This is a genomic window from uncultured Azohydromonas sp. (genome assembly GCF_937926365.1).
Lineage (GTDB): Bacteria > Pseudomonadota > Gammaproteobacteria > Burkholderiales > Burkholderiaceae_C > Azohydromonas.
In genome coordinates this window covers 1-23382 of record NZ_CALAOH010000054.1, presented here as the reverse complement: position 1 = coordinate 23382, position 23382 = coordinate 1, and the positions used below count along the sequence as shown (strand labels likewise).

Sequence of the window (23382 nt, the reverse complement as noted above, 5' to 3'; positions counted from 1 at the left end):
AGATCACATGAACATTGGATTCATCGGCCTCGGGATCATGGGCGCGCCCATGGCGGTGCACCTGGCCAACGCCGGGCATCAGCTTTTCGTCAACACGCACGGCGCGGTGCCGCAGAGCGTGGCGGCCACGGGCGCCAAGGTCTGCGCCAACGCCGCGGAAGTGACGGCCGAGTCGGAAGTGGTGTTCACCATGGTGCCCGACACGCCGGACGTGGAGGCCGTGCTCTTCGGCGAGAGCGGCGTGGCCACCGCGCTGCAGGGCGGCAGCAAGGGCCCGCGCAAGGTGATCGTGGACATGAGCTCCATCTCGCCGATGGCTACCAAGACCTTCGCGCAGAAGATCAACGCGCTGGGCGCGGACTACATCGACGCGCCGGTCTCCGGCGGCGAGGTGGGCGCCAAGGCGGCGTCGCTGACCATCATGTGCGGCGGCGACGAGGCGGTGTTCGAGCGCGTGCGCCCGCTGCTGGAGAAGATGGGCAAGAACATCACGCTGGTGGGCGGCAACGGCGACGGCCAGACCACCAAGGTGGCCAACCAGATCATCGTGGCGCTGAACATCGCCGCGGTGGGCGAGGCGCTGATCTTCGCCAGCAAGGCCGGCGCCGATCCGGCCAAGGTGCGCCAGGCGCTGATGGGCGGCTTCGCCTCCAGCCGCATCCTGGAGGTGCACGGCGAGCGCATGATCAAGCGCACCTTCGACCCGGGCTTCCGCATCAAGCTGCACCAGAAGGACCTGGGCCTGGCGCTGCAGGGCGCGCGCGAGCTGGGCCTGGCGCTGCCGCAGACCGCCAACGCCGCGCAGCTGATGCAGGTGCTCGCCGCCAACGGCATGGCCGACCTCGACCACTCGGCGCTGGTGCGGGCGCTGGAGATCATGGGGAACCATGAGGTGGCGCAGGGGTGAGCTGAGCCGCTTGGCAATGCCGCGTGTGCTGCAGGGAAGGCCGCAAGACAAGATGTCGTCATGCCCGCGAAGGCGGGCATGACGGAGTAGGGCGCGGAGCGCATCAGCTTGCGGGATAACAGGCAGGACCGTTGTTGGCCGCCTACCCGAAGGATTTGTCCATGATCACCCCCGACCGCCGCCCCCTGCTGCGCCGCATGTTCGACGCCGCCATCGCCGCCGCGCAGCCCGCGCTGTGCCTGCCGCCGCACCTGCCCGCGAAGCCCAAGGGGCGCACCCTCGTCATCGGTGCCGGCAAGGCCTCGGCCGAGATGGCGCGCGCGCTGGAGCAGCACTGGGACGGCCCGCTGGAGGGGCTGGTCATCACGCGCTACGGCTACGAGGTGCCGTGCGAGCGCATCGAGATCGTGCAGGCCGCGCACCCGGTGCCCGACGCCGCGGGGCTGCGCGCTACCGAGCGCGTGCGCGCCCTGGTCAGCGGCCTCACGGCCGACGACCTCGTGATCGCGCTGATCTCCGGCGGCGGCTCCGCGCTGCTGGTGGGCCCGGCGCCGGGCCTGACGCTGGAGCACAAGCAGGCGGTGAACAAGGCGCTGCTGGCCAGCGGCGCCTCCATCTCCGAGATGAACTGCGTGCGCCGCCACCTCTCGGCGGTCAAGGGCGGGCGCCTGGCCGCGGCCTGCCACCCGGCGCGGGTGCTGACGCTGCTGATCTCCGACGTGCCCGGCGACAACCCCATGGACATCGCCTCCGGGCCCACCGTGGGCGACTCCACCACCCGCGCCGATGCGCTGGCGATCATCCGCCGGTACCGCATCGAGGTGCCGGCCGAGGTGCTGGCCTGGCTGGAGCGCGAGGACAGCGAGAGCGTCAAGCCCGAGGACCCGCGGCTGCAGCGCTGCGAAACCCGCATGATCACCGCGCCGCAGATCGCGCTGGAGGCCGCCGCGGCGGTGGCGCGCGAGGCGGGCATGACGCCCTACATCCTGGGCGACAGCCTCGAAGGCGAGGCGCGCGACGTGGGCAAGGTGCTCGCGGGCCTGGCGCGCCAGGTCGTCACCCATGGGCAGCCGTTCCAGGTGCCCTGCGTGCTGCTGTCCGGCGGCGAGACCACGGTGACGCTGCGCGGCCAGGGCCGTGGCGGGCGCAACGTGGAATGCCTGCTGTCCATGGCGGTGGCGCTGGACGCTCTGCCGGGCGTGCACGCGCTGGCGGGCGACACCGACGGCGTGGACGGCGCCGAGGAGATCGCCGGCGCCGTGATCACGCCCGACACCCTGGCGCGCGCCTGGGCGCAGGGCATCAACCCGCGCGCCAGCCTGGACGACAACGACGGGCACGGCTTCTTCCAGGCGCTGGGGGATTCCGTGGTCACCGGCCCGACGCTGACCAACGTCAACGACTTCCGGGCCATCGTCATCGACGCCCCGGCGGCGTGACGCGGACACAGGTGCCGCAGCAGCCCATGGCCGTCCCGATGCAGAGCCCGGCCCCGAGGGCCGCCACACCGGTGGAGCCCGCGGTGGCCGTGGCGCCGCGCGCGCTGCGGCGCTTCCTGTGGTCCATGCCGACATGGGGCTGCTGGGCATCAACCGGCTGGAGGAGCTGGGGCCGCAGCACCTGTATTTCCCACAAATTCCCAGAGGAGACAAACCATGAACCGCACCCGTCGAACCCTGACCGTGGCCGCCCTGGCCCTGGCCGCCGCGCTGCCGGTCGCGCAGGCGCAGGACCAGTGGCCTTCGAAACCCATCACCTACGTCGTCGCCTTTCCGGCCGGCGGCACCAGCGACATCGTGGCGCGGCTGATCGCGCAGAAGCTGGGCCCGGCGCTGGGCACCACGGTGATCGTGGACAACAAGGCCGGCGCCGGCGGCAGCGTGGGCTCGGAGCAGGTCGCGCGCGCGGCGCCTGACGGCTACACCATCCTGGGCGGCACCATCAGCTCGCACGCGATCAACGTCAGCCTCTACTCGAAGCTGGGCTACGACCCGGTGACGTCCTTCGTGCCCGTGGCGCTCATCGGCACCAACCCGGTGGTGCTGGTCACGCGCCAGGACAGCCCCTACAAGACCGTGGCCGACGTGATCGCCGCGGGCAAGGCCAAGAAGCCGATGACCTCGGCCTCGGCCGGCAACGGCACCTCGCAGCACCTGGCGCTGGAGCTGCTGAAGTTCAAGACCGGCATCGGCATCGACCACATTCCCTACAAGGGCAGCGCCCCGGCGATCCAGGACGTGATGGCGGGGCAGGTGGACATGATGTTCGACACCACCGTGGTGGCCGGTCCGCACATCGAGTCGGGCAAGCTGCGCGCGCTGGCCGTGACCTCGCCCAAGCGGCTGTCCAGCATGCCCAACGTGCCCACGCTGGCCGAGACGGTGCCGGGCTACGAGGTGGTGTCGTGGCAGGCCATCTTCGCACCCGCGGGCACCCCGAAGGCGATCCAGCAGCGGCTGCATGACGAGGTCAACAAGATCCTGGCCCAGCCCGACGTGAAGGAGCGCCTGGCCAAGCTGGGCATGGAGGCCGGGCAGATGGGCACCGAGCAGTTCACCGCCTTCCAGAAGGCCGAGGTCGCCAAGTGGGCGCAGCTCATCAAGGCGGCCAACATCAAGATCGAGTGACGCGCCGAGGCCGGCCGCGGGGTCGGCTTTTTCATACGAATCCGCAACCGCAAACAAAAGAAATTCGTCACGCCCGCGAAGGCGGGCGTCCACGCCTGCCGGGCTGTACCGCGTGACTCGTGGAGGCCCGCCTGCGCGGGCATGACGAAGCAGGGTGCGTGGCGCCTCGGCTACGGGACGCGCCGGACGCCTGCTCCGTTCTTCGCGTACAGCACCGCGCCTTCACCGGCATGGCGGACCCGTTTTGCCCTCGTACTGACCTGTAAGGAGACAACCCCATGAACTGCAGAACCACGTTCCACGCCCTGGCCGCCGCCGCGCTGGCCGTTTGTGCCGCCGGCGCCGCGCAGGCCCAGCAATGGCCCACGAAGCCGCTTCGCATCGTGGTGCCGTACCCGCCGGGGGGCTCCTCGGACATCATCGCCCGCGCCATCAGCCAGCCGCTGTCGGAGGCGCTGAAGACGACGGTGATCATCGAGAACAAGCCCGGCGCCAACGGCAACACCGGCACCGACTTGGTGGCCAAGTCCAACGACGGCCACACGCTGCTGCTGTGCGACGTGGGCGCGCTGGCCATCACCGCGTCGGTCTACAACCGGCTGCCCTTCAATCCCAGTAAGGACCTCAAGGGCGTGACCATGCTGGCCTACTCGCCGCACCTGCTGGTGGTGCATCCCTCGGTGCAGGCCAGCAACCTCAAGGAGCTGGTGGCGCTGTCGCACAAGCAACAGATGGACTTCGCCGTGACGGCCATCGGCAGCGCGCCGCACGTGGCGGGCGTGGCGGTGGAGAAGGCCACCGGCGCCAAGTGGGAGTACATCCCGTACAAAGGTGGCTCGCAGGCCATCAACGACACCGTGGCGGGCCAGGCGCACGTGCTGATGAACGGCATGCTGGCGACGCTGCCCTTCGTGCAGTCGGGCCAGCTCAAGGTGCTGGGCGTGTCCAAGTCCACGCGCGTGGCGCTGCTGCCCAACGTGCCCACCATCGCCGAGCAGGGCGTCAAGGGCTTCGAGTCCGGCACCTGGCAGGGCGTGCTGATGCCGGCCAACACGCCGTCGGCGGTGCTCGAGAAGGTCGCGGCCGAGCTCACCCGCATCATCCGCACGCCCGAGGTGCGCCAGCGCCTGAGCGGGCAGGGCGCCGAGGTCCACACCATGACGCCCACCGAATTCACCACCTTCTTCGAGCGCGAGCGCGCCAACTGGGCCAAGGTGGTGGCACAGGGCGGCGTGAAGATCGACTGATGGAAAGGACCCTCATGACTGACAAACCCCGCGTGCTGCAGATCGGCCGCCTGACGCCCTGGCTGGAGCAGCAGCTCGCCGCCGATTTCGAGCTCACGCTGCTGGTGCAGCAGCCCGATGCGCGGGCGTACCTGGCCGGTCACGGCGCCGAGTTCGTCGCCGCCGTGACCTCGGCGGCGGTGGGCATCGACGCCGCGCTGATCGAGTCGCTGCCGAATCTGAAAGTGATTTCCAGCTTCGGCGTGGGCCTGGACAAGATCGACCTGGGCGCCGCCGCGCGCCGCGGCATCCCGGTGGGCTACACGCCCGAGGTGCTCAACGACTGCGTGGCGGACACCGCCTTCACGCTGCTGCTGGACGTGGCGCGCCGCGCCACCGAGGCGGACCGCTTCGTGCGCCGCGGCGGTTGGCTGAACGAGAAATTTCCGCTGGCCACGCGCGTGAGCGGCAAGCGGCTGGGCATCGTGGGGCTGGGGCGCATCGGCCGCACCATCGCCAGGCGCGCCAGCGGCTTCGACATGGAGATCCGCTACCACAACCGCCGTCCCGCCGAGGGCGTGTCCTTCGGCTACGAGCCGAGCCTGGTGGAGCTGGCGCGCTGGGCCGACTTCCTGGTGATCGCGGCGGCGGGCGGGGCGGAGAGCCGCAACCTGGTCTCGGCCGAGGTGCTGGACGCGCTGGGGCCGCAAGGCTTCCTGGTCAACATCGCGCGCGGCACGGTGGTGGACGAGGCGGTGCTGGTGAAGTGCCTGCAAGAGAAACGCATCGCCGGCGCGGGCCTGGACGTGTATGTGGACGAGCCGCGCGTGCCCGAGGCGCTGCTGCGGCTGGACAACGTGGTGCTGCTGCCGCACGTGGCCAGCGCCACCAGCGAGACGCGCCAGGCGATGTCGGCGCTGGTGCTGGAGAACCTGCGGGCGTTCTTTGCCGAAGGGAAGCCGAAGGTGGCGGCGCCGGTGGCTTGAGACGAGGCGCCGGACAATGGCGCCGATGCATTCCTGCGACTTCCTCGGCGCCGATTTCTCCAGCCGCCCCACCCGGCGCAAGCCCGTGGTGGTGGCGCAGGGGCGTGCCGTGGGGGGCGCGGTGAAGCTGGAGGCGCTGCACGCCTTCGACACGCTGGAGGCCTTCGGTGCCTTCCTCAAGCGGCCCGGGCCCTGGGTCGGCGGCTTCGACTTTCCCTTCGGGCTGCCGCGCGAGCTGGTCGAGCACCTGGGCTGGCCCACCGAGTGGCTGCCGCTGATGCGCCACTACGCGGCCCTGGAGCGCTCCGCCATCCGCGACACCTTCGCCGCCTTCTGCAACGCGCGCCCCGTGGGCGGCAAGTTCGCCCACCGCGCCACCGACGCCCCGGCCGGCGCCAGCAGCTCGATGAAGTGGGTCAATCCGCCCGTGGCCTACATGCTGCACGCGGGCGTGCCGCTGCTGCTGGAGGCGGGCGCGCACCTGCCCGGGCTGCTCGACGGCGACCGCACGCGCGTCGCGCTGGAGGCCTATCCGGGGCTGCTGGCGCGCGAACTCATCGGCCGCCGCTCCTACAAGAACGACGACGCGCTCAAGCACACGCCGGAGCGGCTGATCGCGCGCAAGGACATCGTCGCCGCGCTGGAGCAGGGCCGCACGCGCCTGGGCCTGCGCTTGAAACTCACGCCGGCGCAGCACGACGCGCTGATCGCCGATGCCAGCGGCGACCGGCTCGATGCCGTGCTGTGCCTGGTGCAGGCCGCCTGGGCCGGCAGCCGCGAGGACTGGGGACTGCCCGCCGATTTCGACCCGGTGGAGGGCTGGATCGTCAGCGCGTAGGCGCGCGGGCCCGGGATCGAAGCGAAGGGCACGCTGCGCCGGCCGAACCTGGAGGCCGGCAGCGTCTCCCGGGAAACCCACCGGGCGCTGCGGGGACAATCCCCTTGTCTCCGGGGCCGAGCGCCCCATCTTTAACGGCCTTTGGCCCGATACCCGCCGCGGCCGCATCGGCCGACCCTGCCATGCCGAACCTGCCCGACCTTCCGCCCCCTTCCGATTCCGCCTCCGAGGACCACCGGTCCGGCGAAACCGCGCCGCGGGGGCGGCGCATCCTGATCGTGGACGACAACGCCGACAGCGCCGACAGCCTGGCGATGCTGCTGCAGCTCGGCGGCCACGAGGCACATACCGCCTACGACGGCCTGCATGCGCTGGAGCTGGCCTCGCGGCTGCAGCCCGAGGTGCTGCTGCTGGACCTGGGGCTGCCGGGGCTGGACGGCTGCGAGCTGTGCCGGCGCATCCGCCAGCAGCCCTGGTCGGCGCGCTCGCTGCTCATTGCCGTCACCGGCTGGGGCCAGGCCGCGGACAGGCAGCGCTCGCAGGACGCGGGCTTCGACGGGCACCTGGTCAAGCCGGTGGACCTGCAGGCGCTGGAGAAGCTGCTGGCCGGCGGCGGCGCCTGGGGGTGACGGGCCTCAGTTCGCCGCGAAGCAGTAGAACAGCCCCGCGCCCCCCGTCGCCTTGAGCGCGTCCTGGCTGCAGCCGCGCGTGGGGTGCGAGGTGTTCCAGGACTTGGCCGCCGCGCTGTCGTCCAGCCCGGTGCGGTCGTGGTGGCCGACCATGGCGGCGCCTTCGCCGCTGTGGGTCCAGTTGCGGCAGCTCATGTCGTTGCCGCCGGCGGGGTAGGCCGTGCCGTCGGCCTGGGAGCCGGTGAGGATGTCGTGCATGTTGGGCGTGTCGCCCCGGCCGCGCACGGTGTCGCCTTTCTCGGTCAGCGCCGTGTCCTTGGTGATGCGGTTGTCCTGGTGCAACTGCGCCACGTTCTCGGCGATGACCACGCCGCGCGCGTTGCGCCAGGGGCCGGTGCCGATGCGGTCGCGCGCGTTCACGGCCGGCGTGCCGCCTTCGGCGCTGGTGCTGAGGTAGGCGCGCCAGGTGCGCCCGCCGGCGCCCACGTCCTCGGCCAAGGCCTGGCAGTGCTTGTCCGCGCCGGCCAGTCCGCCCAGGTCCGCGCCGCGGCCCAGCCCGGTGCTGGTGACGAAGAAGCCCAGCTGCGACCCCGGTGACGCGCCGGGCTGCTGCGCCGACGTGCAGGCGGACAGGAGGGCGGCGCACAGCGGCAGCAGCAGCGTCTTCTTCGTCATGGCGGGCATTGCAGTCTCCTCATGGCAGTGGACACAGGGCAGGCAAGGTAGCGCAGCCGCCGTCGCGCGGCCACCGGCGGCGCTTGGGGCATGCTCGCCGTGTACGTCCGAACCCCGCCCGTGCTTCCCTCGCCCGCCTTGCGCATGCGCCCCGACTTGCCGTCCGAACCGCCCGGCGCCGCCGCCGAGGCCTGGTTCGCCGCCCAGGGCTGGACGCCTTTCGCCTTCCAGCGCGAGGTGTGGGCCGCGATGGCCGCGGGCCACAGCGGCCTGCTGCACGCCACCACCGGCTCCGGCAAGACCTACGCCGTGTGGTTCGGCGCGCTGGCGCGGCGCAGCGCGGCGGCGGGGCTGCAGGTGCTGTGGATCACGCCCATGCGCGCGCTGGCCAGCGACACGGCCCAGGCGCTGGCGCGTCCGCTGGCCGAGGTGGCGCCGGGCTTCGGACTGGCGCAGCGCACCGGCGACACCAGCACGGCCGAGCGCCAGCGCCAGGAGCGGCAGCGTCCGCAGGCGCTGGTGACCACGCCCGAGTCGCTGAGCCTGCTGCTCACGCGCGCCGATGCCGAGGCCGAGCTGCGCCACGTGCACACCGTGGTGGTGGACGAGTGGCACGAGCTCATCGGCAGCAAGCGCGGCGTGCAGGTGCAGCTGGCGCTGGCGCGGCTGCGGCGTTGGAACCCGCGGCTGCTGACCTGGGGCCTGAGTGCGACGCTGGGCAACCTGGAGGAGGCGATGTCCACCTTGACCGGCGCTGGGAGCGCCCGGCTGGTGCAGGGGCGCATCGACAAGCGGCTGGTGATCGACACGCTGCTGCCCGATGCCCCGGCGCGCTTCTCCTGGCCGGGCCAGCTCGGCCTGCGCATGCTGGACGCGGTGGTGCGCGAGATCGAGCCGGCGGGCACCTGCCTCGTGTTCACCAACGTGCGCTCGCAAAGCGAGATCTGGTACCAGCGCCTGCTGGAGGCGCGCCCGGACTGGGCCGGCGTCATCGCGCTGCACCACGGCTCGCTGGACCGGTCCCTGCGCGAGTGGGTGGAGCAGGGGCTGAAGGAGGGGCGGCTCAAGGCGGTGGTGGCGACCTCCTCGCTGGACCTGGGCGTGGACTTCCTGCCGGTGGAGCGGGTGCTGCAGATCGGCAGCCCCAAGGGCGTGGCGCGGCTGCTGCAGCGCGCGGGGCGCTCCGGCCACGCGCCCGGGCGCGCCAGCCGCGCCACGCTGGTGCCCACGCAGTCGTTCGAGCTGCTGGAGGCGGCGGCGCTGCGCCGCGCTGCCCAGGCCGGTGCCATCGAGGCGCGGCGCAGCCCCTGTAAACCGATGGACGTGCTGGTGCAGCATCTGGTGACGGTGGCGCTGGGCGGTGGCTTCGAGGCCGAGCCGCTGCCCGATGGCGGCTGGGGCGCGCCGGCGCTGTTCGAGGAGGTGCGCGGCGCCCCGGCCTACCGCGATCTCACGCGCGAGGAGTTCGACTGGGCGCTGGCTTTCGCGGGGCAGGGCGGCAAGAGCTTGGCGGCGTACCCGCAGTACCACCGGCTGCGGGTGGTGGACGGGCGCTTTCGCGTCACGGACCGCGCCATCGCGCACCGGCACCGGCTGCAGGTCGGGACCATCGTGTCCGAGACCACCATGCGGCTGCGGATGGTGGGCGGCGCCGCGCTGGGCACCGTCGATGAGAGTTTCATTGCCCGCCTGGCGCCGGGCGACTGTTTCTGGTTCGCCGGGCGGCTGCTGGAATTCGTGCGGGTGCGCGAACTCACGGCCTACGTGACGCGGGCGACGAAGAAAAGCGGGCGCATCCCGGTCTGGTCCGGCACGCGCATGGCGCTGTCCGACGAATTGGCGAATGCCCTGCGCGAATTGCTGCACGAGGCGGCGCGGGGAGAATTCAATGAGCCGGAAATGCGCGCGGCGCGGCCGATGCTGGAATTGCAGGCCGGCGTGTCCCGGTTGCCCGGGCCGGATGAATTGCTGGTCGAGCGCCACCGCTCGCGCGAGGGCCATCACTTGTGGATTTATCCCTTCGCCGGCGGTCCGGTGCACCTGGGCCTGGCGGGATTGCTGGCCTGGCGGCTGGCGCAGGCGCAGGCCAATACCTTCTCGCTGGCGGTCAACGAATATGGGCTGGAATTGCTGAGCGCGCGCCCGCTGGCTCTGGGCACGCTGCTGGACGGCTCGATATTCGCCACCGCGCAGCTGGAGGCGGATCTGCTGGCCAGCCTGGATGCACGGCAATTGGCGCAGCGGCGCTTCCGGGAGATTGCGCGCGTGGCGGGGCTGGTATTCGGCGGCTATCCGGGCGCGGCCAAGAGCGCGCGGCAATTACAGGCGTCGAGCGGTCTGTTCTACGACGTGTTCCGCCAATACGACCCGGACAACCTGCTGCTGGCACAGGCGCGCAACGAGGCGCTGGCGCAGGAGCTGGAAATAGGGCGGCTGGAGAAGACGCTGCGCCGGCTGGCGGCGCAGCGGGTGCTGCTGGTGGATCTGAGGGAGCCCAGCCCGCTGGCCGTACCGCTGATGGTGGAGCGCTGGCGGGAGCAGCTCAGCAACGAGAAGCTGGCGCAGCGGCTGGCCCGGATCTTGGGCGAGCCGGGCGCGGGTTGAGCGCCGGGTTCAAATACGGGCGGAATAGTCCAGTGTCATCGTGCCGGGTCGCGCTGGCTTCAGCGCACCAGGCCCTGTACCCGCTCCAGCTTGAGCACGACCTCGCTGAGCAGGGAATTCGCCAGTTCGCCGTAGGCCGTGCCCACGCTGTTGGCCAGAAAAACCGAAATCACGATCAGCAGCAGGTATTCCTTGAGGGCGTTCATGGCGCAATCCTGGGCGCCGGCATGGGCGGCGCAGTGGTAAGGAATTTGTTTATGCGCCACCTTTGGAAAATCCACGAGGGGCCGAAGGCGGAAAATCGGTGCTGGCGTGGAAAGCTGCACGAAAATGGAACGGCGCCCGTGGGCGCCGTTTGAAGGGAGGGGCTTGCCATCGCCGTGGCTACAGCGGCTTTGGGGGCATCAGGGTGGTATTCCCTGGATTTGTCGATGCACATCGGCAGTCAGAAGTTTGCCGAATCGACATGCCATCAAGGGCTGAAGCCGTGGGCATGGAAAACCCGCGTGCAATTCATCAAGACACAGGGGGCAAGAACTCAGATGGGTCGCTGAGATTTATCGTTCCCCGGAGTTTCAGGAGCAGTCTGTTCACTCGACGTTCTAATGAAAGCCTCCTTTCCGACGTATTGCCTGGAGCGGTGCCACCTTACTGCATCGCGGCGCCGTGGATGTATTTATGCCCAATTGCGGGCCGAACGGGTAGAGGCGGAAATGGCGATTGGCCGGCGCCGTGCATTACTGCGCACAACTCGCCGGTGCCGCTCGCCGTCCCCTGGGCAGCCCGCAAGCGCAGGACTATGGTGGGGAGTTCAGCTGTACAGGAGCCGTCCTGCCGCCGCTCCAGCGCCGTTCGTCTGTCATGCCTGCTTCGGACCAGTCCCGCTCGCCGCCGCTTGCGCTCCTGGTGCTCGTGCTGGGACTGGCGCTGAGCCTGGGCGCGGCGTGGTACGTGCAGGAGGCGGCCCGCACGCGCGCGCGGCTGGATTTCGAGGCGCGCGCGCGCATCGTGGCCGAGGTGGTGGAGCGGCGCGTGGACGGCTGGGCCGAGGTGCTGCGCGGCGTGCGCGGGCTGTTCCTGGCCTCCGACACGGTCACGCGCGACGAGTTCAGGCGCCTGGCGCAGCAACTGGAGCTGCCGCGGCGCCACCCGGGCTTCCGCGCGCTGCGCTTCGTGCGCTATCTCGCGGCTGAAGACCGGTTCGCCTTCGAAGCCATGGTGCGCGGTGACATCAGCGTGCGGCCGCAGGGCTACCCGGACTTCGAGATCCATCCGCCGGGCGACCGCGACGACTACTACGTCGTCGACTACCTCGAACCCCTGGAAGGCAACGAGGCCATGCTCGGCTTCGACATCGCCTCGTCGCCGGACCGCCGCCGCGGGCTGGAGGAGGCGCGCGACAACGGCCGCTTCATCGCCTCGGCGTGGTCCAACCTGGAGCAGGCGCGCAACCTCGGCCCTCTGCTGGTGCTGCGCGAGCCGGTGTACCGCCCGCTCATGCCGCTGGACACGTTGGAGCAGCGCCGAACCGCCTTCCTGGGCACGGCCGAGGTGGTGCTGCGCATGAGCGACTTCATCGACGCCACGCTGGGCGGCGAGTTGCTGCAGGGGCTGGATCTGCGGCTGCACGACCTGGGACCGGCCGGCCGCGAGGCCTTGCCCTCGCGCGGCAACCTGCTCTACGACGGCCAGCAGGCCGGGCCGTCACGCGTGGCGGCCGAAGCGGCCACGCGGACGCAGTCGCTGCGCGTGAACGTGGGCGGCCGGGTGTGGCTGCTGCACCTGCGCCAGCAGCTCGACTCGCCCGTGGAGGCCGCCGCGATGCTGGTGCTGATCGGCGGCACGCTGGCGAGCCTGTTGCTGTTCCGGCTGCTGCGGCTGCAGCACCGGGTGCGTGCCGAGCTGGCCTCGCGCGTGGCGGCGCGCACCGCCGAGCTCGCGGCCGCCAATGCCGCGCTGCGGGCCAGCGAGCAGCGGCTGGAACTGGCGCTGGCCGGCGCCGACCTGGGGCTGTGGGACTGGAGCATCACCACCGGCACCCTGGCCTGGAACGCGCGCTGGCTGGCCATGCGCGGCTGCGGCGCGGCGGAGCCGCTGCCCAGCGTGGCGGGCTGGAAGGGCCTGGTGCATCCCGAGGACCGTGAGGCGATGCAGGCGGCGCTGCGGGCGCACCTGGAGGGCCGCAGCGCCGCCTACGTGGCCGAGTACCGCGTGGGCACCGGTGCGGCCCCTTGGCGCTGGGTGCTGGACGTCGGCCGCGTGGTGGAGCGCGACGCGCAAGGGCGCGCGCTGCGCATGGCCGGCACCAACCTCGACATCAGCGAGCGCAAGTACGCCGAGGAGGATCGCGCGGCGCGTGAGGCCGCCGAGCGCGCCAGCCGCGCCAAGAGCGAGTTCCTGGCGCGCACCAGCCACGAGCTGCGCACGCCGCTCAACGCCATCCTGGGCTTCGCGCAGATGATGCAGCTCGACGCGCGCTCGCCGCTGCCCACGGCGCAGGCGCAGCGGCTGCAGCGCATCCAGGGCGCGGGCGAGCACCTGCTGACGATGATCAACGAGATGCTGGACCTCACCGGCATCGAGTCCGGCAGCCTGCGCCTGGCGCTGAGGCCTGTGGCGCTGGCGCCGCTGGTGCCGTCCTGCCTGGACGCGCTGGAGCCGATGGCGCGCGCCGCCGAGGTCACGCTCAGCGCCGAGCTCGGCGGCGCGGCCGAGCAGGTGCAGGCCGATGCCACGCGGCTGCGCGAGGTGCTGCTCAACCTGCTGAGCAATGCCATCAAGTACAACCGCCGCGGCGGCTGGGTGCGGCTGACGGTGCGCGCCGCCGGTCCCGGGCGCGTGGCCATCGCCGTGGAGGACTCGGGCCCGGGCCTCAGCGACGCGCAGCTCGGCCAGCTCTTCCAGCCCTTCAACCGTCTGGGCGCGGAGCGCTCGGGCATCGAGGGCACGGGGCTGGGACTGGTGATCTCGCAGCGCCTGGCGCAGCTCATGCACGGCAGCCTGCGCGCGGGCCGGGGCGAGGAGGGCGGCAGCGTGTTCACCCTGGAGTTGCCCGTGGCCCCGGCTGAAGCGGTCCCGGTGCCCGCGCCGCCATCGCCGGCACCGGTCGCTGCTTGCGCACCCACCTCCCCTCCTGCCGCCGCGATGCCGGCCACCGGCGCGGCGCCGCTGGTGCTCTACATCGAGGACGAGCCGGTCAACGCGCTGTTGGTGGAGCACATCATGGCGCTGCGGCCACAGTGCCGGCTGCGCATCGCGGAGAGCGGCGAATCGGGCCTGGCGCTGGCGCGCAGCGAGCTGCCGGCGCTGGTGCTCATCGACCTGAACCTGCCCGACATCAGCGGCCACGAGGTGCTCGCACGGCTGCGTGCCGACCCGCGCACGCGCGGCCTGCGCTGTGTCGCGCTGACGGCCGACGCCATGCCCGACAACGTCGAGCGCGCCCGCGCCAGCGGTTTCGACGGGTTCTGGAGCAAGCCCATCGAAATTCATGCCTTCCTGCAGCGGCTGGACGAGTTGCTGGTCCGGGAGGAGCGCCCGGCGGCGCAGGGCGTGGAGCAACCGGGTTGAGCCGCCACCGCGCGGCACGGGTTGCGGCGGGCCGCCTGCACGGGCTGCGGGTGGCGTTGCTGGCCACCGGGCTGCTCATGGCGCCGGCGGCGGCGCTTGCGGCTCAGGCTGCGGCCGAGCTGCGTGGCCGCGCCGAGCGGGTGGTCGATGGCGACACCCTGTGGCTGGTCCCGAGCGACGGGGGCCGCGCCCTGAAGCTGAGGCTGCAGGGGCTGGATGCGCCGGAGCTGTGCCAGCCCTGGGGCCCACAGGCGCGTGACGCGTTGCGCGCGCTGGTGCAGGGGCGCGAGCTGCGCGTGCACGTGGTGACGCGCGACGACTACGGCCGGCTGCTGGCGCGGGTGGCCGATGCGCAGGGCCGGGACCTGGGGGAGGAACTGGTGCGCCAGGGAGCGGCCTGGAACGACGGCTGGCATCGACGCCCCGGCCCCTATGCCGCCGCCGAGCGCGCGGCACGGGCGCTGGGCCTGGGCCTGCATGCCGACCCCGCGGCGCTGACGCCGCGCGAATTCAGGCACCGCCAGGGGCCTTGCGTCCCAGGCTGAGCAACGCGGTGCGGCGAGATAGCAACGTCACCATGGTTTCATGTAAACACCTGTAGCCGCCACATGCGAGGTTCGGGCATGCTTCTCGCTCGGGTTTCTTAAAGGACGCGCGCCGCGAGGGGTGGAGGGCAGCGCCGTCCGGGGGACCCGGAAGAAGTATTCATGACCGAGCTGCTGAATCTGCTGGCCGCCATTGCCCTGCTGGTATGGGGCACCTTCATCGTGCGCACCGGAGTGCTGCGCATGTTCGGAGAGGACCTGCGGCACGTGCTTGCGCGCGGCATGGGCTCGCGTCCCTCGGCGCTGCTGGCGGGCATGGGCGTGACGATGCTGCTGCAGTCGGGCACCGCCACCTGCATGCTCATGGCCTCCTTCGTCGGACGGCAGCTGGTGCCGACCTCGGCGGCGCTGGCGGTGATGCTGGGCGCCGACATGGGCTCCAGCCTCATGACGGTGTTCTTCTCCTTCGACCTGTCGTGGCTGTCGCCGCTGCTGATCTTCGTCGGCGTGGTGATGTTCATCTCGCGCGAGAAGAGCGCCACCGGGCGCCTGGGCCGCGTGCTCATCGGCCTGGGGCTGATCACGCTGGCACTGCACCTGATCATGGAGAGCACGCACCCCCTGGTGGCCTCGCCGGTGGTGCGCACGCTGCTGGCCTCGCTGCCGCGCGAAGTGGTGCCGCAGCTGCTCATGGGCATGGTGCTGGCGGTGCTGTCCTACTCCAGCCTGGCCATCGTGCTGCTCACCGCCACGCTGGCGGCGCAAGGGCTGCTGGCGCCGCTGGTGGCGTTGGGCCTGGTGCTGGGCGCCAACCTCGGCAGCGGCGTACTGGGCGTGCTCTCCACGCTGCGCGGCTCGATGGCGACGCGGCGGCTGCCGGTGGGCAACCTGCTGTTCAAGGTCGCGGGCTGCCTGGTGGCGATGCCGCTGCTGCCGCAGATCCACGCCTGGCTGCAAGCCAGCGCGCCCTCGGTGGCGCGCCAGGTGGTGCTGTTCCACCTGGGCTTCAACGTGGCGCTGGCGCTGCTGTTCGTCGGTGCCACGACGCTGCTGGCCCGCTGGCTGGAGCAGTGGCTCACCGAGCCGCCGGTACCGGCGGCGCCGGCACGCCCGCAGCACCTGGACCCGATGGCGCTGGAGACGCCCTCGCTGGCCATCACCTGCGCCGCGCGCGAGGCGCTGCACCAGGCCGATATCGTGGAGACCATGCTGCGCGGCATCGAGCCCGTGCTGCGCCACGACGATCTGGCGCTGGCGCAGCAGCTGCGCAAGATGGACGACACGGTGGACGCGCTGTACTCGGCCATCAAGTTCTACCTCACGCAGATCTCGCGCGAGGCGCTGTCGGAGCGCGAGGGGCGGCGCTGGACCGACATCGTCTCCTTCACCATCAACATGGAGCAGATCGGGGACATCATCGAGCGCGTGCTGCAGGACATCGAGGATAAGAAGATCCGCAAGAAGCGCCGACTCTCCGACGCCGGCATGGCCGAGATCGTGCACCTGCACCAGCGCCTGCTGCAGAACCTGCGCCTCGGGATGAGCGTGTTCCTCGACGGCAACGTGCACGACGCGCAGAAGCTGCTGGAGGAGAAGGCGCGCTTCCGCGCCCTGGAGCACGAGTACGCCGCCACCCACATCGTGCGGCTGCAGGCCAACACGCCCTACAGCATCGAGACCAGCAGCCTGCACCTGGACCTCATCAGCGACCTGAAGCGCATCAACTCGCACATCTGCTCCATCGCCTACCCGATCCTGGAGTCCGCCGGCGCGCTGGCCAACACGCGGCAGCGCCCCGCGACGGCGCTGCCGCAGGTGCCGCCGGTGCAGGATGCGCAGCAGCAGGGATGAGGGGCGGGAGCAGCTGTTGCGGCCTCAACGCGGAGGCCGCGAAGCCGCGTTCATGAGCAGCCTCAGCGCGCCGGGCGCCGCACCAGCGTGCTCTTGCCGAAGAGGCTCTGCACCATGTCCACGGCGACCTCGGCGGTGCGGTTGCGCACGTCCAGCGCCGGGTTGAGCTCCATCACGTCCAGCGAGGCCAGGCGGCCGGTGTCGGCGATCATCTCCATGCACAGCTGCGCCTCGCGGTAGGTGGGGCCGCCCATGACGGTGGTGCCCACGCCGGGGGCGAAGGAGGGGTCGAGGAAGTCGACGTCGAAGCTCACGTGCAGGTGCGTGCTGGCGTCCATCGTCGCCAGGGCCAGCTCCATGGTGTGGCGCATGCCCATCTCGTCGATGTAGCGCATGTCGAACACCTCCAGCCCGGCGTCGTACAGCAGCTGCTTCTCACCGGCATCGACGCTGCGGATGCCGATCTGCTTGACCCACTTGGGGCTCAACGCCGGCACGTGGCCGCCGATCTCCACCAGCGGGCGGGGGCCGTAGCCGCACAGGCAGGCCACGGGCATGCCGTGGATGTTACCGCTGGGGGTGATCTGGTCGGTGTTGAAGTCGGCATGGGCATCGAGCCAGAGCACGCGCAGCTTCTGGCCGGTGCCGCGGCAGTGCCGCGCCACGGCACTGATGGAGCCCAACCCCAGGCAGTGGTCGCCGCCCAGCAGGATCGGGAAGCGCCCCGTCTGCAGCTCCGCGTACACCGCCTCGTGCACCGCGCGGTTCCAGGCCAGCACCTCGTCGAAGTGGCGGTAGCCCTCCACCGGCGGCAGCCAGGGGTTGGCCGGGCCGGTGAGGTTGCCGCGGTCCACCACGTCCAGGCCCATCTCGCCCAGCAGCGGGCCGATGCGCGCCACGCGCAGCGCCTCCGGGCCCATGCTGGCGCCGCGGGCCCCGGCGCCCACGTCGGTGGGCGCGCCGATGAGACTGACATTGCGGTTCATGCGCGGCTCCTGCGGCAAACGGGTGGCAATCGATGGTGGGCAGCCGCCGTGCCGGCTACCTCCCATGTGCCCGTTCGTCCCGAGCTTGTCGAAGGGCTCAGCCCGAACGGGGCGCTTTCCTTCAGATGTCGTCGGCGAACTCGCCGGTCTGCGTCACGGGGGCGTCGAAGCCGTAGATCTCGGTCAGCCGTGCCCAGGCGTCCTCGGCGGTTTCGACGAAGTGGAACAGGTTCACGTCGCCGGGGCTGATCATGCCGGTCTCCACCAGCCAGTCGAAGTTGATGAGCTTGGTCCAGAACTCGCGCCCGAACAGCAGCACCGGGCGCGCGCGCGACTTGCCGGTCTGGATCAGCGTCAGCACCTCGAACAACTCATCGAGCGTGCCGAAGCCGCCGGGGAAGCACACCAGCGCGATGCTGCGCATGAGGAAATGCATCTTGCGCAGCGCGAAGTAGTGGAACTGGAAGCACAGCTCCGGCGTGATGTACGGGTTGGGTGCCTGCTCGTGCGGCAGCACGATGTTCAGGCCGATGCTCTTGCCTTCCACCTCGAAGGCGCCGCGGTTGCCCGCCTCCATGACGCCGGGGCCGCCGCCGGTGACGACGTAGATCGGCGTGTCGTGCGAGCGCGATTGCGTGGTCACCAGCGCCGCGAAGCGCCGCGCCTCGTCGTAGAAGCGGCTCATGAGCACGCCCATCTCGGCGCGCCGCAGCGCCTGGGGTTCGCCCAGCTCGCGCGCGGCCTCCAGCCGCAACTGCGCCTCCTCCGGCGGCAGCACGCGCGCGCTGCCGAAGATGACGATGGTCGACTCGATGCCCTGCTCGCGCTGCACCAATTCGGGCTTGAGCAGCTCCAGCTGCATGCGCACCGGGCGCAACTGCTCGCGCAGCAGGAAGGCCGTGTCGGTGAAGGCCAGGCGGTAGGCGCTCTCGGGGCCGGCGTAGCGGGAGGCTTCAAGCTGCGACAGCGCTTCTTCCTCGGCCGTGGGGAAGTTGCGGGCGGTCAGGTCGGGGCGCTTTTCCATGCGATGTACGGGAATGGTTTGTTGTGTCAGTGCGCCGCGCCACGCGTGGCGCACACCGGGCACTGGGCGGAGCGGCCGATGCGGATCTCCGTCCACTCCATGCTGCGCGCGTCCAGCATTTGCAGCCGTCCGGCCAGAGAGCTGCCCACCCCGGCAAGCAACTTCAGGGCCTCGGCCGCCTGCATGCTGCCGATGATGCCCACCAGCGGCGCGAACACGCCCATGGTGGCGCAGCGCACCTCCTCCACGCCCGATTCCGGCGGAAATACACAGGCGTAGCAGGGTGCCTCGGCGTGGCGTGTGTCGTACACGGCGATCTGGCCGTCGAAGCCGATGGCCGCGCCCGACACCAGCGGCCTGCCGTGGCGCACGCAGGCGGCGTTGACGGCGTGGCGGGTGCGGAAGTTGTCGCTGCAGTCGAGCACCACGTCGGCGCCGTACACGAGCTCGTCCAGCCGCGCCGCGTCAACCTTTTCCTGCAGCGTGAGGACGCGCGTCTCCGGGTTCAGCGCATGGATGCTGGCCGCGGCGGACAGCACCTTGGGCTGGCCCACGTGCGCCATGTCGTGCGCGATCTGGCGCTGCAGGTTGGTCAGGTCCACCGTGTCGTGGTCCACCAGCGTGATGGTGCCCAGCCCCGCAGTGCCCAGGTACAGCGCCACCGGCGAGCCCAGGCCGCCGGCGCCGATCACCAGCGCGCGGCTGTCCAGCAGCTTCTGCTGGCCTTCCACGCCAAGTTCGTTGAGCAGAATGTGGCGCGAGTAGCGCAGGAGCTGATCGTCGTTCATCGCGTCAGCATAGCCGCCGCCACAGAGCACAAAGCCCGCGCATGGCGGGCTTTGCGAAGGCAGTGGCCGATGGCCAAGCGTGGTGCCGGCTCAGTTGGTTTCGCTCTCGGGCTTGCGCTCGCTCATGGTCTTGCTGACCACCACCGGCTTGTTCTTCAGCCGGTTGAGCGCCTGCAGCAGTTGGAAGTCCTCGGCACTGCCGAACTCGGGCAGCGGCTTGGGCGGCTCGGCGCGCTTGGCCAACTGCTCTTCGAGCTTCTGGCGCGCCTCCTCGCGGGCTTTCTCGCGCGCCTCGTCGCGCTTTTCCTCGGCGGTGCCGAGGTGCTTGTCGAGGTCGGCCTCGCGCATGCGCAGCGCGGCGAAGACGTTGCCCTCGGCGGTCTCGTCCAGCCACACGTCGGGCACGATGCCCTTGGCTTGGATCGAGCGCCCGCTGGGGGTGTAGTAGCGCGCGGTGGTGAGCTTGAGCGCCGTGTCCTGCGTCAGCGGGCGCACCGTCTGCACCGAGCCCTTGCCGAAGGTCTGCGCGCCCATGATGACGGCGCGCTTGTGGTCCTGCAGCGCGCCGGCGACGATCTCGCTGGCCGAGGCCGAGCCCTCGTTGACCAGCACCACCATCGGCACCTTCTTGACGGCTTCGGGCAGCCGCTTGAGCGGATCGGCGCCGCCACGGCGCTGGTAGAACTCCGACGAGGCCTTGAAGGTGGCCTTGGAGTCGGGTAGCTGGCCGTTGGTGGAGACCACCACCACGTCCGAGGGCAGGAAGGCCGCGGAGATCGCCACGGCGCCTTCGAGCAGGCCGCCCGGGTCGTTGCGCAGGTCCAGCACCAAGCCTTTGAGGGCGGGCTCCTGCTTGTAGATTTCCTCGATCTTGCGCACGAAGTCTTCCACCGTGCGGTCCTGGAACTGGCTCACGCGCAGCCACGCGTAGCCGGGTTCCACCACCTTGGCGCGCACGCTCTGCACGCGGATTTCCTCGCGCGTGATCGTCACCGGGAAGGTGCGGCTCTCGGCCTTGCGGAAGATGGTGAGCTGCACCTTGGTGCTGGGCTCGCCGCGCATGCGCTTGACGGCCTGGTCCATGGTCAGGCCCTTGACGGCGGTGTCGTCGATCTTGGTGATCAGGTCACCCGCCTTGAGTCCGGCGCGGAAAGCCGGCGAGCCCTCGATGGGCGACACCACCTTGACCAGCCCGTCCTCCATGCCGATCTCGATGCCCACGCCCACGAAGCGGCCGCTGGTGCCCTCGCGGAATTCCTTGAAACTCTTCTTGTCGAAATACTGGCTGTGCGGATCGAGCCCCGAAACCATGCCCGCGATGGCATCGGTCAGCAGCTTCTTCTCGTCCACCGCCTCGACGTAGTCGCTCTTGACGATGCCGAAGACGGCGGCGAGTTGCTGGAGCTCCTCCAGCGGCAGTGGTGAAGTCGCGTTGCGTGCCACCGCCTGCAGCTGCATCGTGGTGAGCGCGCCCGCCACGGCGCCAATGGCTACGAGGCCGGCGACTTTCAATTTGGCACCCATGTGAACAGCTTTCCCGCGAGATGAAGTAGCCGGGGCAGTATACGTTTCGCCCCCCAGGGATTAAGGACCGCAGGGCCATAACTTGCGCTCCGCAGGCGACTTTCAAGGCAATTTCACGCCGGATGCCTGCAGAAGCCGCGCTTGGATGCGCCGCGGCGGCGCGAGCCCAGCCTAGCCGCACTCAGCGCACCCGGCGCAGCGGCACGACGGCGTGCGCGGTGCCCAGCCACGCCGGCTCGCCGAAAGTGCAGACGCGGTGCTTGCCGCCGCGCTTGGCGGCGTACGAGGCGGCGTCGGCCGCTTGCAGCAGCGTCGGCGCATCGGCGCCGTGGCGCGGGAACATGGCCAAGCCGATGGAGGCCCCCAGCCGCGCCGCGCCGCCGCCGGGCAGCGCCAGCGGGGCCTCCACGGCGCGCAACAAGCGCTGCGCCACCAGATGCGCGCCAGCCTCGTCCAATGGTGCCTGCAGCGCGAGCACGAACTCGTCGCCGCCGGTGCGGGTGACCAGTCCGTGTTCGCCCACGGTCTCTTGCAGCCGCGCCACGATGGTGCGCAGCGCTGTGTCGCCCGCGCCATGGCCGTGGCGGTCGTTGACGGCCTTGAAGCCGTCCAGGTCCAGCGCCAGCAGGGCCAGCGGCTGCTGCCGCTGCCGCGCCTGGTCCAGCCGGTGCGCCAGGTGCAAATCCAGCCCGCGGCGGTTGTAGGCACTGGTGAGCGGATCGCGCAGCAGCGCTTCCTCCAGCGCGGTCTCCGCGCGCAGCCCGGCCTGCACCAGCGCCCGGGTGCGCCGCTGCAGCAGCAGCACACCGGCGAAGCCCAGCAGCAGTGTGGTGCCGAGCATCAGTTGCAGTTGCACGCCGCGCGTGCGCCAAGCTTCCTCGTGGCGGCGCAGCGTGGCGAGCTCGGCCTCCTCGGCCTGCAGCAGCAGCCGGTGCATCTGGCCGATCGCGGGCAGGGGCAGCGGCGCCGTGGACGGGCCGCCATCCAGCGCCTGGCGCAGCAGCGGCAGCAGGGTCTGGTCCCACTCGGTGACGCGCTCGAACAGCGCCTGCTGCGCCGGTTCGTCAGCCTGCGCCCGCAGCCCCGCGGTGCTGAGGCAGGGTAGGGCGCAGCGCAGGTATTGGCGCAGCAGCACGTCGTTGTTGGTGGTCTGGTAGACGCGCAGCGCGTCCTCGGTATCGAGCAGCCGCTCGCGCAACTGGTGGATGTCGGCCACAAGGGCCTGCGTGCGCCGCTGCGCCGAGAGTTCCCGCATCGAATCCCAGCCCTGCGCCACGCTCAGCAGCGCCAGCAGCAGGAACAGCCCCCCCAGGCACAGCAGCTTGAGCCGCTGCAGGCGTTGGAAGGGCTGGAACGCGCTGGGTCGTGCCGTCGGGGCGGCGGCACTGTCGCAGGGCAGATCGAGTGGGGGAGACATCGCCGCCCTCATCGGTCCGATCAGGGCGGCGTGAAGTAAGCGGTGGTTGCCGAGGGTTGCATCAGGTTTGCAACCGGGCCCATTGCGAGGCGTGGGCGCGAGAGGAGGGCTGGTCCCGCCAGTGGCAAGGCAACCCCTGCACCGAGGTTGGCGCGCCAGCCCCGGCTGGCAGCGCCAGCAACTCGGCGTCTTGGCGCCTGGCCCTGGTAGGCGATACCTCCAGGTACAGCCCCGCACTGTCCGTCAAGCGCCGCCGCTGCAACTCAGGCGGGCAGGTGGCATTCACGCAGTCTGCATTCGTCATCATGGTCTGTTCCCCGGTTCGGGACGCGCTGCACAGCCTCATTGCGGGTGAACATGGCAAGAAAAAGGCCCCTAAGTCGTTGATCTACTTAGGGGCCTTGAGTGAACCTGGGACTACATGAGTCCCTGCTTTGGTCCGCCGACAGGAAGCACATTTCCCTATGGAAATGACGCCACGAAGTGAAGAGTTGCCCCCAAAGTTGCCCCCGGGTGGCGCAGGCGTCACCCAACTTGGAATATCGGTTCGATCCCTTGGCGTGAGGCCGATACCAAGGTGCGCCCGGGCTGGCAGTGGTGTTCAGCCTGGCGTACATGTCCAGCGCCGGCCCTATGCGCGCCTGCTGCGGCCCGCAGGCGGGACATGGCCCAGCTCCACCACGGCGCCGCGCTGGTAGATCGACGGCCAGCGGGCGGGATCCGCGCCAAGTGCAGCAGCTCGTGCACTGCAGCGCCTGTGCTTAGGCTGATTGATGGAAAACCGGAAATCTCTTGCCAGCACTGGGGGCTCGCATTACCTGCGGCCTGCCCTTTCGGGAAAGGCCTGCAGCGGTCAGGGACTGTCAGCCCCTGCTGCATCACATAACCCCCTTGGCGCGGACTGCAAGTAGTTCGCGCCCGGGGTTCGCATTACCCGTGTTGCACTTGTTGGCAGAAGAACCTACAGGGGTGTGAGTGCACCGGGAGGCTGGGGCGCGCCCGGCCAGCGGCGTCACGGGCTCGAAGGGCTGTGGCCCCATCGGCGGCCAAGCGCAGCAGCACGCGCGCCTGGAGGTGGACGGCCACGAGGTGCAGCTCGGCAGCAGGTGCACCGGCTGGTGGCCGGCACGGCGCCCGGCCAGCGGCGTCACGGGCTCGAAGGGCTGTGGCCCCATCGGCGGCCAA

At 70.7% G+C, this 23382-nt stretch carries 19 protein-coding genes; 12 read left to right on the top strand and 7 right to left on the bottom strand.

The window, feature by feature from the left end; translation table 11 throughout:
- Window positions 1-7: 7 nt before the first annotated feature.
- From Q0741_RS05800 to Q0741_RS05770, 7 genes are all read left to right on the top strand, one after another.
- Window positions 8-907, top strand: coding sequence for a 2-hydroxy-3-oxopropionate reductase (locus Q0741_RS05800; protein ID WP_298232247.1), 900 nt, complete (start codon window positions 8-10; stop codon window positions 905-907).
- 161 nt (window positions 908-1068) lie between these two features.
- The gene (locus Q0741_RS05795) at window positions 1069-2346 is read left to right on the top strand and encodes a glycerate kinase (protein WP_298232246.1); all 1278 of its coding nucleotides are present in this window, start codon (window positions 1069-1071) and stop codon (window positions 2344-2346) included.
- Window positions 2347-2562: 216 nt separating this feature from the next.
- Complete coding sequence (locus Q0741_RS05790) at window positions 2563-3534, top strand: tripartite tricarboxylate transporter substrate binding protein (protein ID WP_298232245.1); 972 nt, start codon at window positions 2563-2565, stop codon at window positions 3532-3534.
- Between the two features lie 278 nt (window positions 3535-3812).
- Window positions 3813-4781: a tripartite tricarboxylate transporter substrate binding protein gene (locus Q0741_RS05785; protein ID WP_298232244.1), complete on the top strand. Its 969-nt coding sequence runs from the start codon at window positions 3813-3815 to the stop codon at window positions 4779-4781.
- 14 nt (window positions 4782-4795) lie between these two features.
- The gene (locus tag Q0741_RS05780) at window positions 4796-5746 is read left to right on the top strand and encodes a 2-hydroxyacid dehydrogenase (protein WP_298232243.1); all 951 of its coding nucleotides are present in this window, start codon (window positions 4796-4798) and stop codon (window positions 5744-5746) included.
- A gap of 25 nt (window positions 5747-5771) precedes the next feature.
- Window positions 5772-6584 (top strand): DUF429 domain-containing protein, encoded by an 813-nt coding sequence (locus tag Q0741_RS05775; RefSeq protein WP_298232275.1) that lies wholly within the window; start codon window positions 5772-5774, stop codon window positions 6582-6584.
- Between the two features lie 182 nt (window positions 6585-6766).
- Entirely contained in the window at window positions 6767-7213 is a 447-nt protein-coding gene (locus Q0741_RS05770; protein WP_298232242.1) for a response regulator, read from the top strand.
- A 6-nt stretch (window positions 7214-7219) separates the two neighbouring features.
- Here the strand turns inward: Q0741_RS05770 and Q0741_RS05765 are convergent, their stop codons facing one another.
- Window positions 7220-7897, bottom strand: a complete 678-nt coding sequence (locus Q0741_RS05765; RefSeq protein WP_298232241.1) for a hypothetical protein — start codon at window positions 7895-7897, stop codon at window positions 7220-7222.
- Window positions 7898-8032: 135 nt separating this feature from the next.
- Here Q0741_RS05765 and Q0741_RS05760 point away from each other — a divergent pair, with 135 nt between their 5' ends.
- Window positions 8033-10492, top strand: coding sequence for a ligase-associated DNA damage response DEXH box helicase (locus Q0741_RS05760; protein ID WP_298232274.1), 2460 nt, complete (start codon window positions 8033-8035; stop codon window positions 10490-10492).
- Between the two features lie 59 nt (window positions 10493-10551).
- On the opposite strand, the gene Q0741_RS05755 is transcribed toward Q0741_RS05760, so the two are convergent.
- A complete protein-coding gene (locus Q0741_RS05755; RefSeq protein ID WP_298232240.1) occupies window positions 10552-10698 on the bottom strand; it encodes a hypothetical protein in 147 nt (48 codons plus the stop codon).
- 655 nt (window positions 10699-11353) lie between these two features.
- Here Q0741_RS05755 and Q0741_RS05750 point away from each other — a divergent pair.
- The 3 genes from Q0741_RS05750 (at window position 11354) to Q0741_RS05740 (ending at window position 16458) form a co-directional block, all read left to right on the top strand.
- Window positions 11354-14062, top strand: a complete 2709-nt coding sequence (locus Q0741_RS05750; protein ID WP_298232239.1) for a CHASE domain-containing protein — start codon at window positions 11354-11356, stop codon at window positions 14060-14062.
- Entirely contained in the window at window positions 14059-14607 is a 549-nt protein-coding gene (locus tag Q0741_RS05745) for a thermonuclease family protein (protein WP_298232238.1), read from the top strand. Before Q0741_RS05750 ends, Q0741_RS05745 begins: the two co-directional genes overlap by 4 nt.
- 162 nt (window positions 14608-14769) lie before the next feature.
- On the top strand, window positions 14770-16458 hold the full coding sequence (locus Q0741_RS05740) for a Na/Pi cotransporter family protein (RefSeq protein ID WP_298232237.1): 1689 nt from the start codon (window positions 14770-14772) through the stop codon (window positions 16456-16458).
- Between the two features lie 62 nt (window positions 16459-16520).
- Here the strand turns inward: Q0741_RS05740 and rocF are convergent, their stop codons facing one another.
- The 5 genes from rocF to Q0741_RS05715 all read right to left on the bottom strand — a co-directional run bounded on the left by rocF (window position 16521) and on the right by Q0741_RS05715 (window position 22197).
- Window positions 16521-17444, bottom strand: a complete 924-nt coding sequence (rocF, locus tag Q0741_RS05735; protein ID WP_298232236.1) for an arginase — start codon at window positions 17442-17444, stop codon at window positions 16521-16523.
- A 121-nt stretch (window positions 17445-17565) separates the two neighbouring features.
- Window positions 17566-18468: an LOG family protein gene (locus tag Q0741_RS05730; RefSeq protein ID WP_298232235.1), complete on the bottom strand. Its 903-nt coding sequence runs from the start codon at window positions 18466-18468 to the stop codon at window positions 17566-17568.
- A gap of 26 nt (window positions 18469-18494) precedes the next feature.
- On the bottom strand, window positions 18495-19256 hold the full coding sequence (locus tag Q0741_RS05725) for a HesA/MoeB/ThiF family protein (protein WP_298232234.1): 762 nt from the start codon (window positions 19254-19256) through the stop codon (window positions 18495-18497).
- A gap of 90 nt (window positions 19257-19346) precedes the next feature.
- A complete protein-coding gene (locus tag Q0741_RS05720; protein ID WP_298232233.1) occupies window positions 19347-20780 on the bottom strand; it encodes a S41 family peptidase in 1434 nt (477 codons plus the stop codon).
- Between the two features lie 181 nt (window positions 20781-20961).
- Window positions 20962-22197 carry a GGDEF domain-containing protein gene (locus Q0741_RS05715; RefSeq protein WP_298232232.1) on the bottom strand — a complete coding sequence of 412 codons (1236 nt, stop codon included), beginning with the start codon at window positions 22195-22197 and terminating at the stop codon, window positions 20962-20964.
- Between the two features lie 975 nt (window positions 22198-23172).
- Between Q0741_RS05715 and Q0741_RS05710 the strand changes: the two genes are divergently transcribed.
- Window positions 23173-23382, top strand: a 210-nt coding sequence (locus tag Q0741_RS05710) for a hypothetical protein (protein WP_298232231.1), incomplete at its 3' end; no start/stop codon positions are given.

Bases quoted from the DNA above. Each gene is read 5' to 3' on its own strand.
- Q0741_RS05790 (WP_298232245.1), top strand. From the start codon at position 2,563: ATGAACCGCACCCGTCGAACCCTGACCGTGGCCGCCCTGGCCCTGGCC.
- Q0741_RS05775 (WP_298232275.1), top strand. From the start codon at position 5,772: ATGCATTCCTGCGACTTCCTCGGCGCCGATTTCTCCAGCCGCCCCACC.
- Q0741_RS05715 (WP_298232232.1), bottom strand. From the start codon at position 22,197: ATGTCTCCCCCACTCGATCTGCCCTGCGACAGTGCCGCCGCCCCGACG.
- Q0741_RS05760 (WP_298232274.1), top strand. From the start codon at position 8,033: ATGCGCCCCGACTTGCCGTCCGAACCGCCCGGCGCCGCCGCCGAGGCC.
- rocF (WP_298232236.1), bottom strand. From the start codon at position 17,444: ATGAACCGCAATGTCAGTCTCATCGGCGCGCCCACCGACGTGGGCGCC.
- Q0741_RS05740 (WP_298232237.1), top strand. From the start codon at position 14,770: ATGACCGAGCTGCTGAATCTGCTGGCCGCCATTGCCCTGCTGGTATGG.
- Q0741_RS05765 (WP_298232241.1), bottom strand. From the start codon at position 7,897: ATGCCCGCCATGACGAAGAAGACGCTGCTGCTGCCGCTGTGCGCCGCC.
- Q0741_RS05720 (WP_298232233.1), bottom strand. From the start codon at position 20,780: ATGGGTGCCAAATTGAAAGTCGCCGGCCTCGTAGCCATTGGCGCCGTG.
- Q0741_RS05795 (WP_298232246.1), top strand. From the start codon at position 1,069: ATGATCACCCCCGACCGCCGCCCCCTGCTGCGCCGCATGTTCGACGCC.
- Q0741_RS05800 (WP_298232247.1), top strand. From the start codon at position 8: ATGAACATTGGATTCATCGGCCTCGGGATCATGGGCGCGCCCATGGCG.
- Q0741_RS05750 (WP_298232239.1), top strand. From the start codon at position 11,354: ATGCCTGCTTCGGACCAGTCCCGCTCGCCGCCGCTTGCGCTCCTGGTG.
- Q0741_RS05770 (WP_298232242.1), top strand. From the start codon at position 6,767: ATGCCGAACCTGCCCGACCTTCCGCCCCCTTCCGATTCCGCCTCCGAG.
- Q0741_RS05780 (WP_298232243.1), top strand. From the start codon at position 4,796: ATGACTGACAAACCCCGCGTGCTGCAGATCGGCCGCCTGACGCCCTGG.
- Q0741_RS05755 (WP_298232240.1), bottom strand. From the start codon at position 10,698: ATGAACGCCCTCAAGGAATACCTGCTGCTGATCGTGATTTCGGTTTTT.
- Q0741_RS05725 (WP_298232234.1), bottom strand. From the start codon at position 19,256: ATGAACGACGATCAGCTCCTGCGCTACTCGCGCCACATTCTGCTCAAC.
- Q0741_RS05785 (WP_298232244.1), top strand. From the start codon at position 3,813: ATGAACTGCAGAACCACGTTCCACGCCCTGGCCGCCGCCGCGCTGGCC.
- Q0741_RS05730 (WP_298232235.1), bottom strand. From the start codon at position 18,468: ATGGAAAAGCGCCCCGACCTGACCGCCCGCAACTTCCCCACGGCCGAG.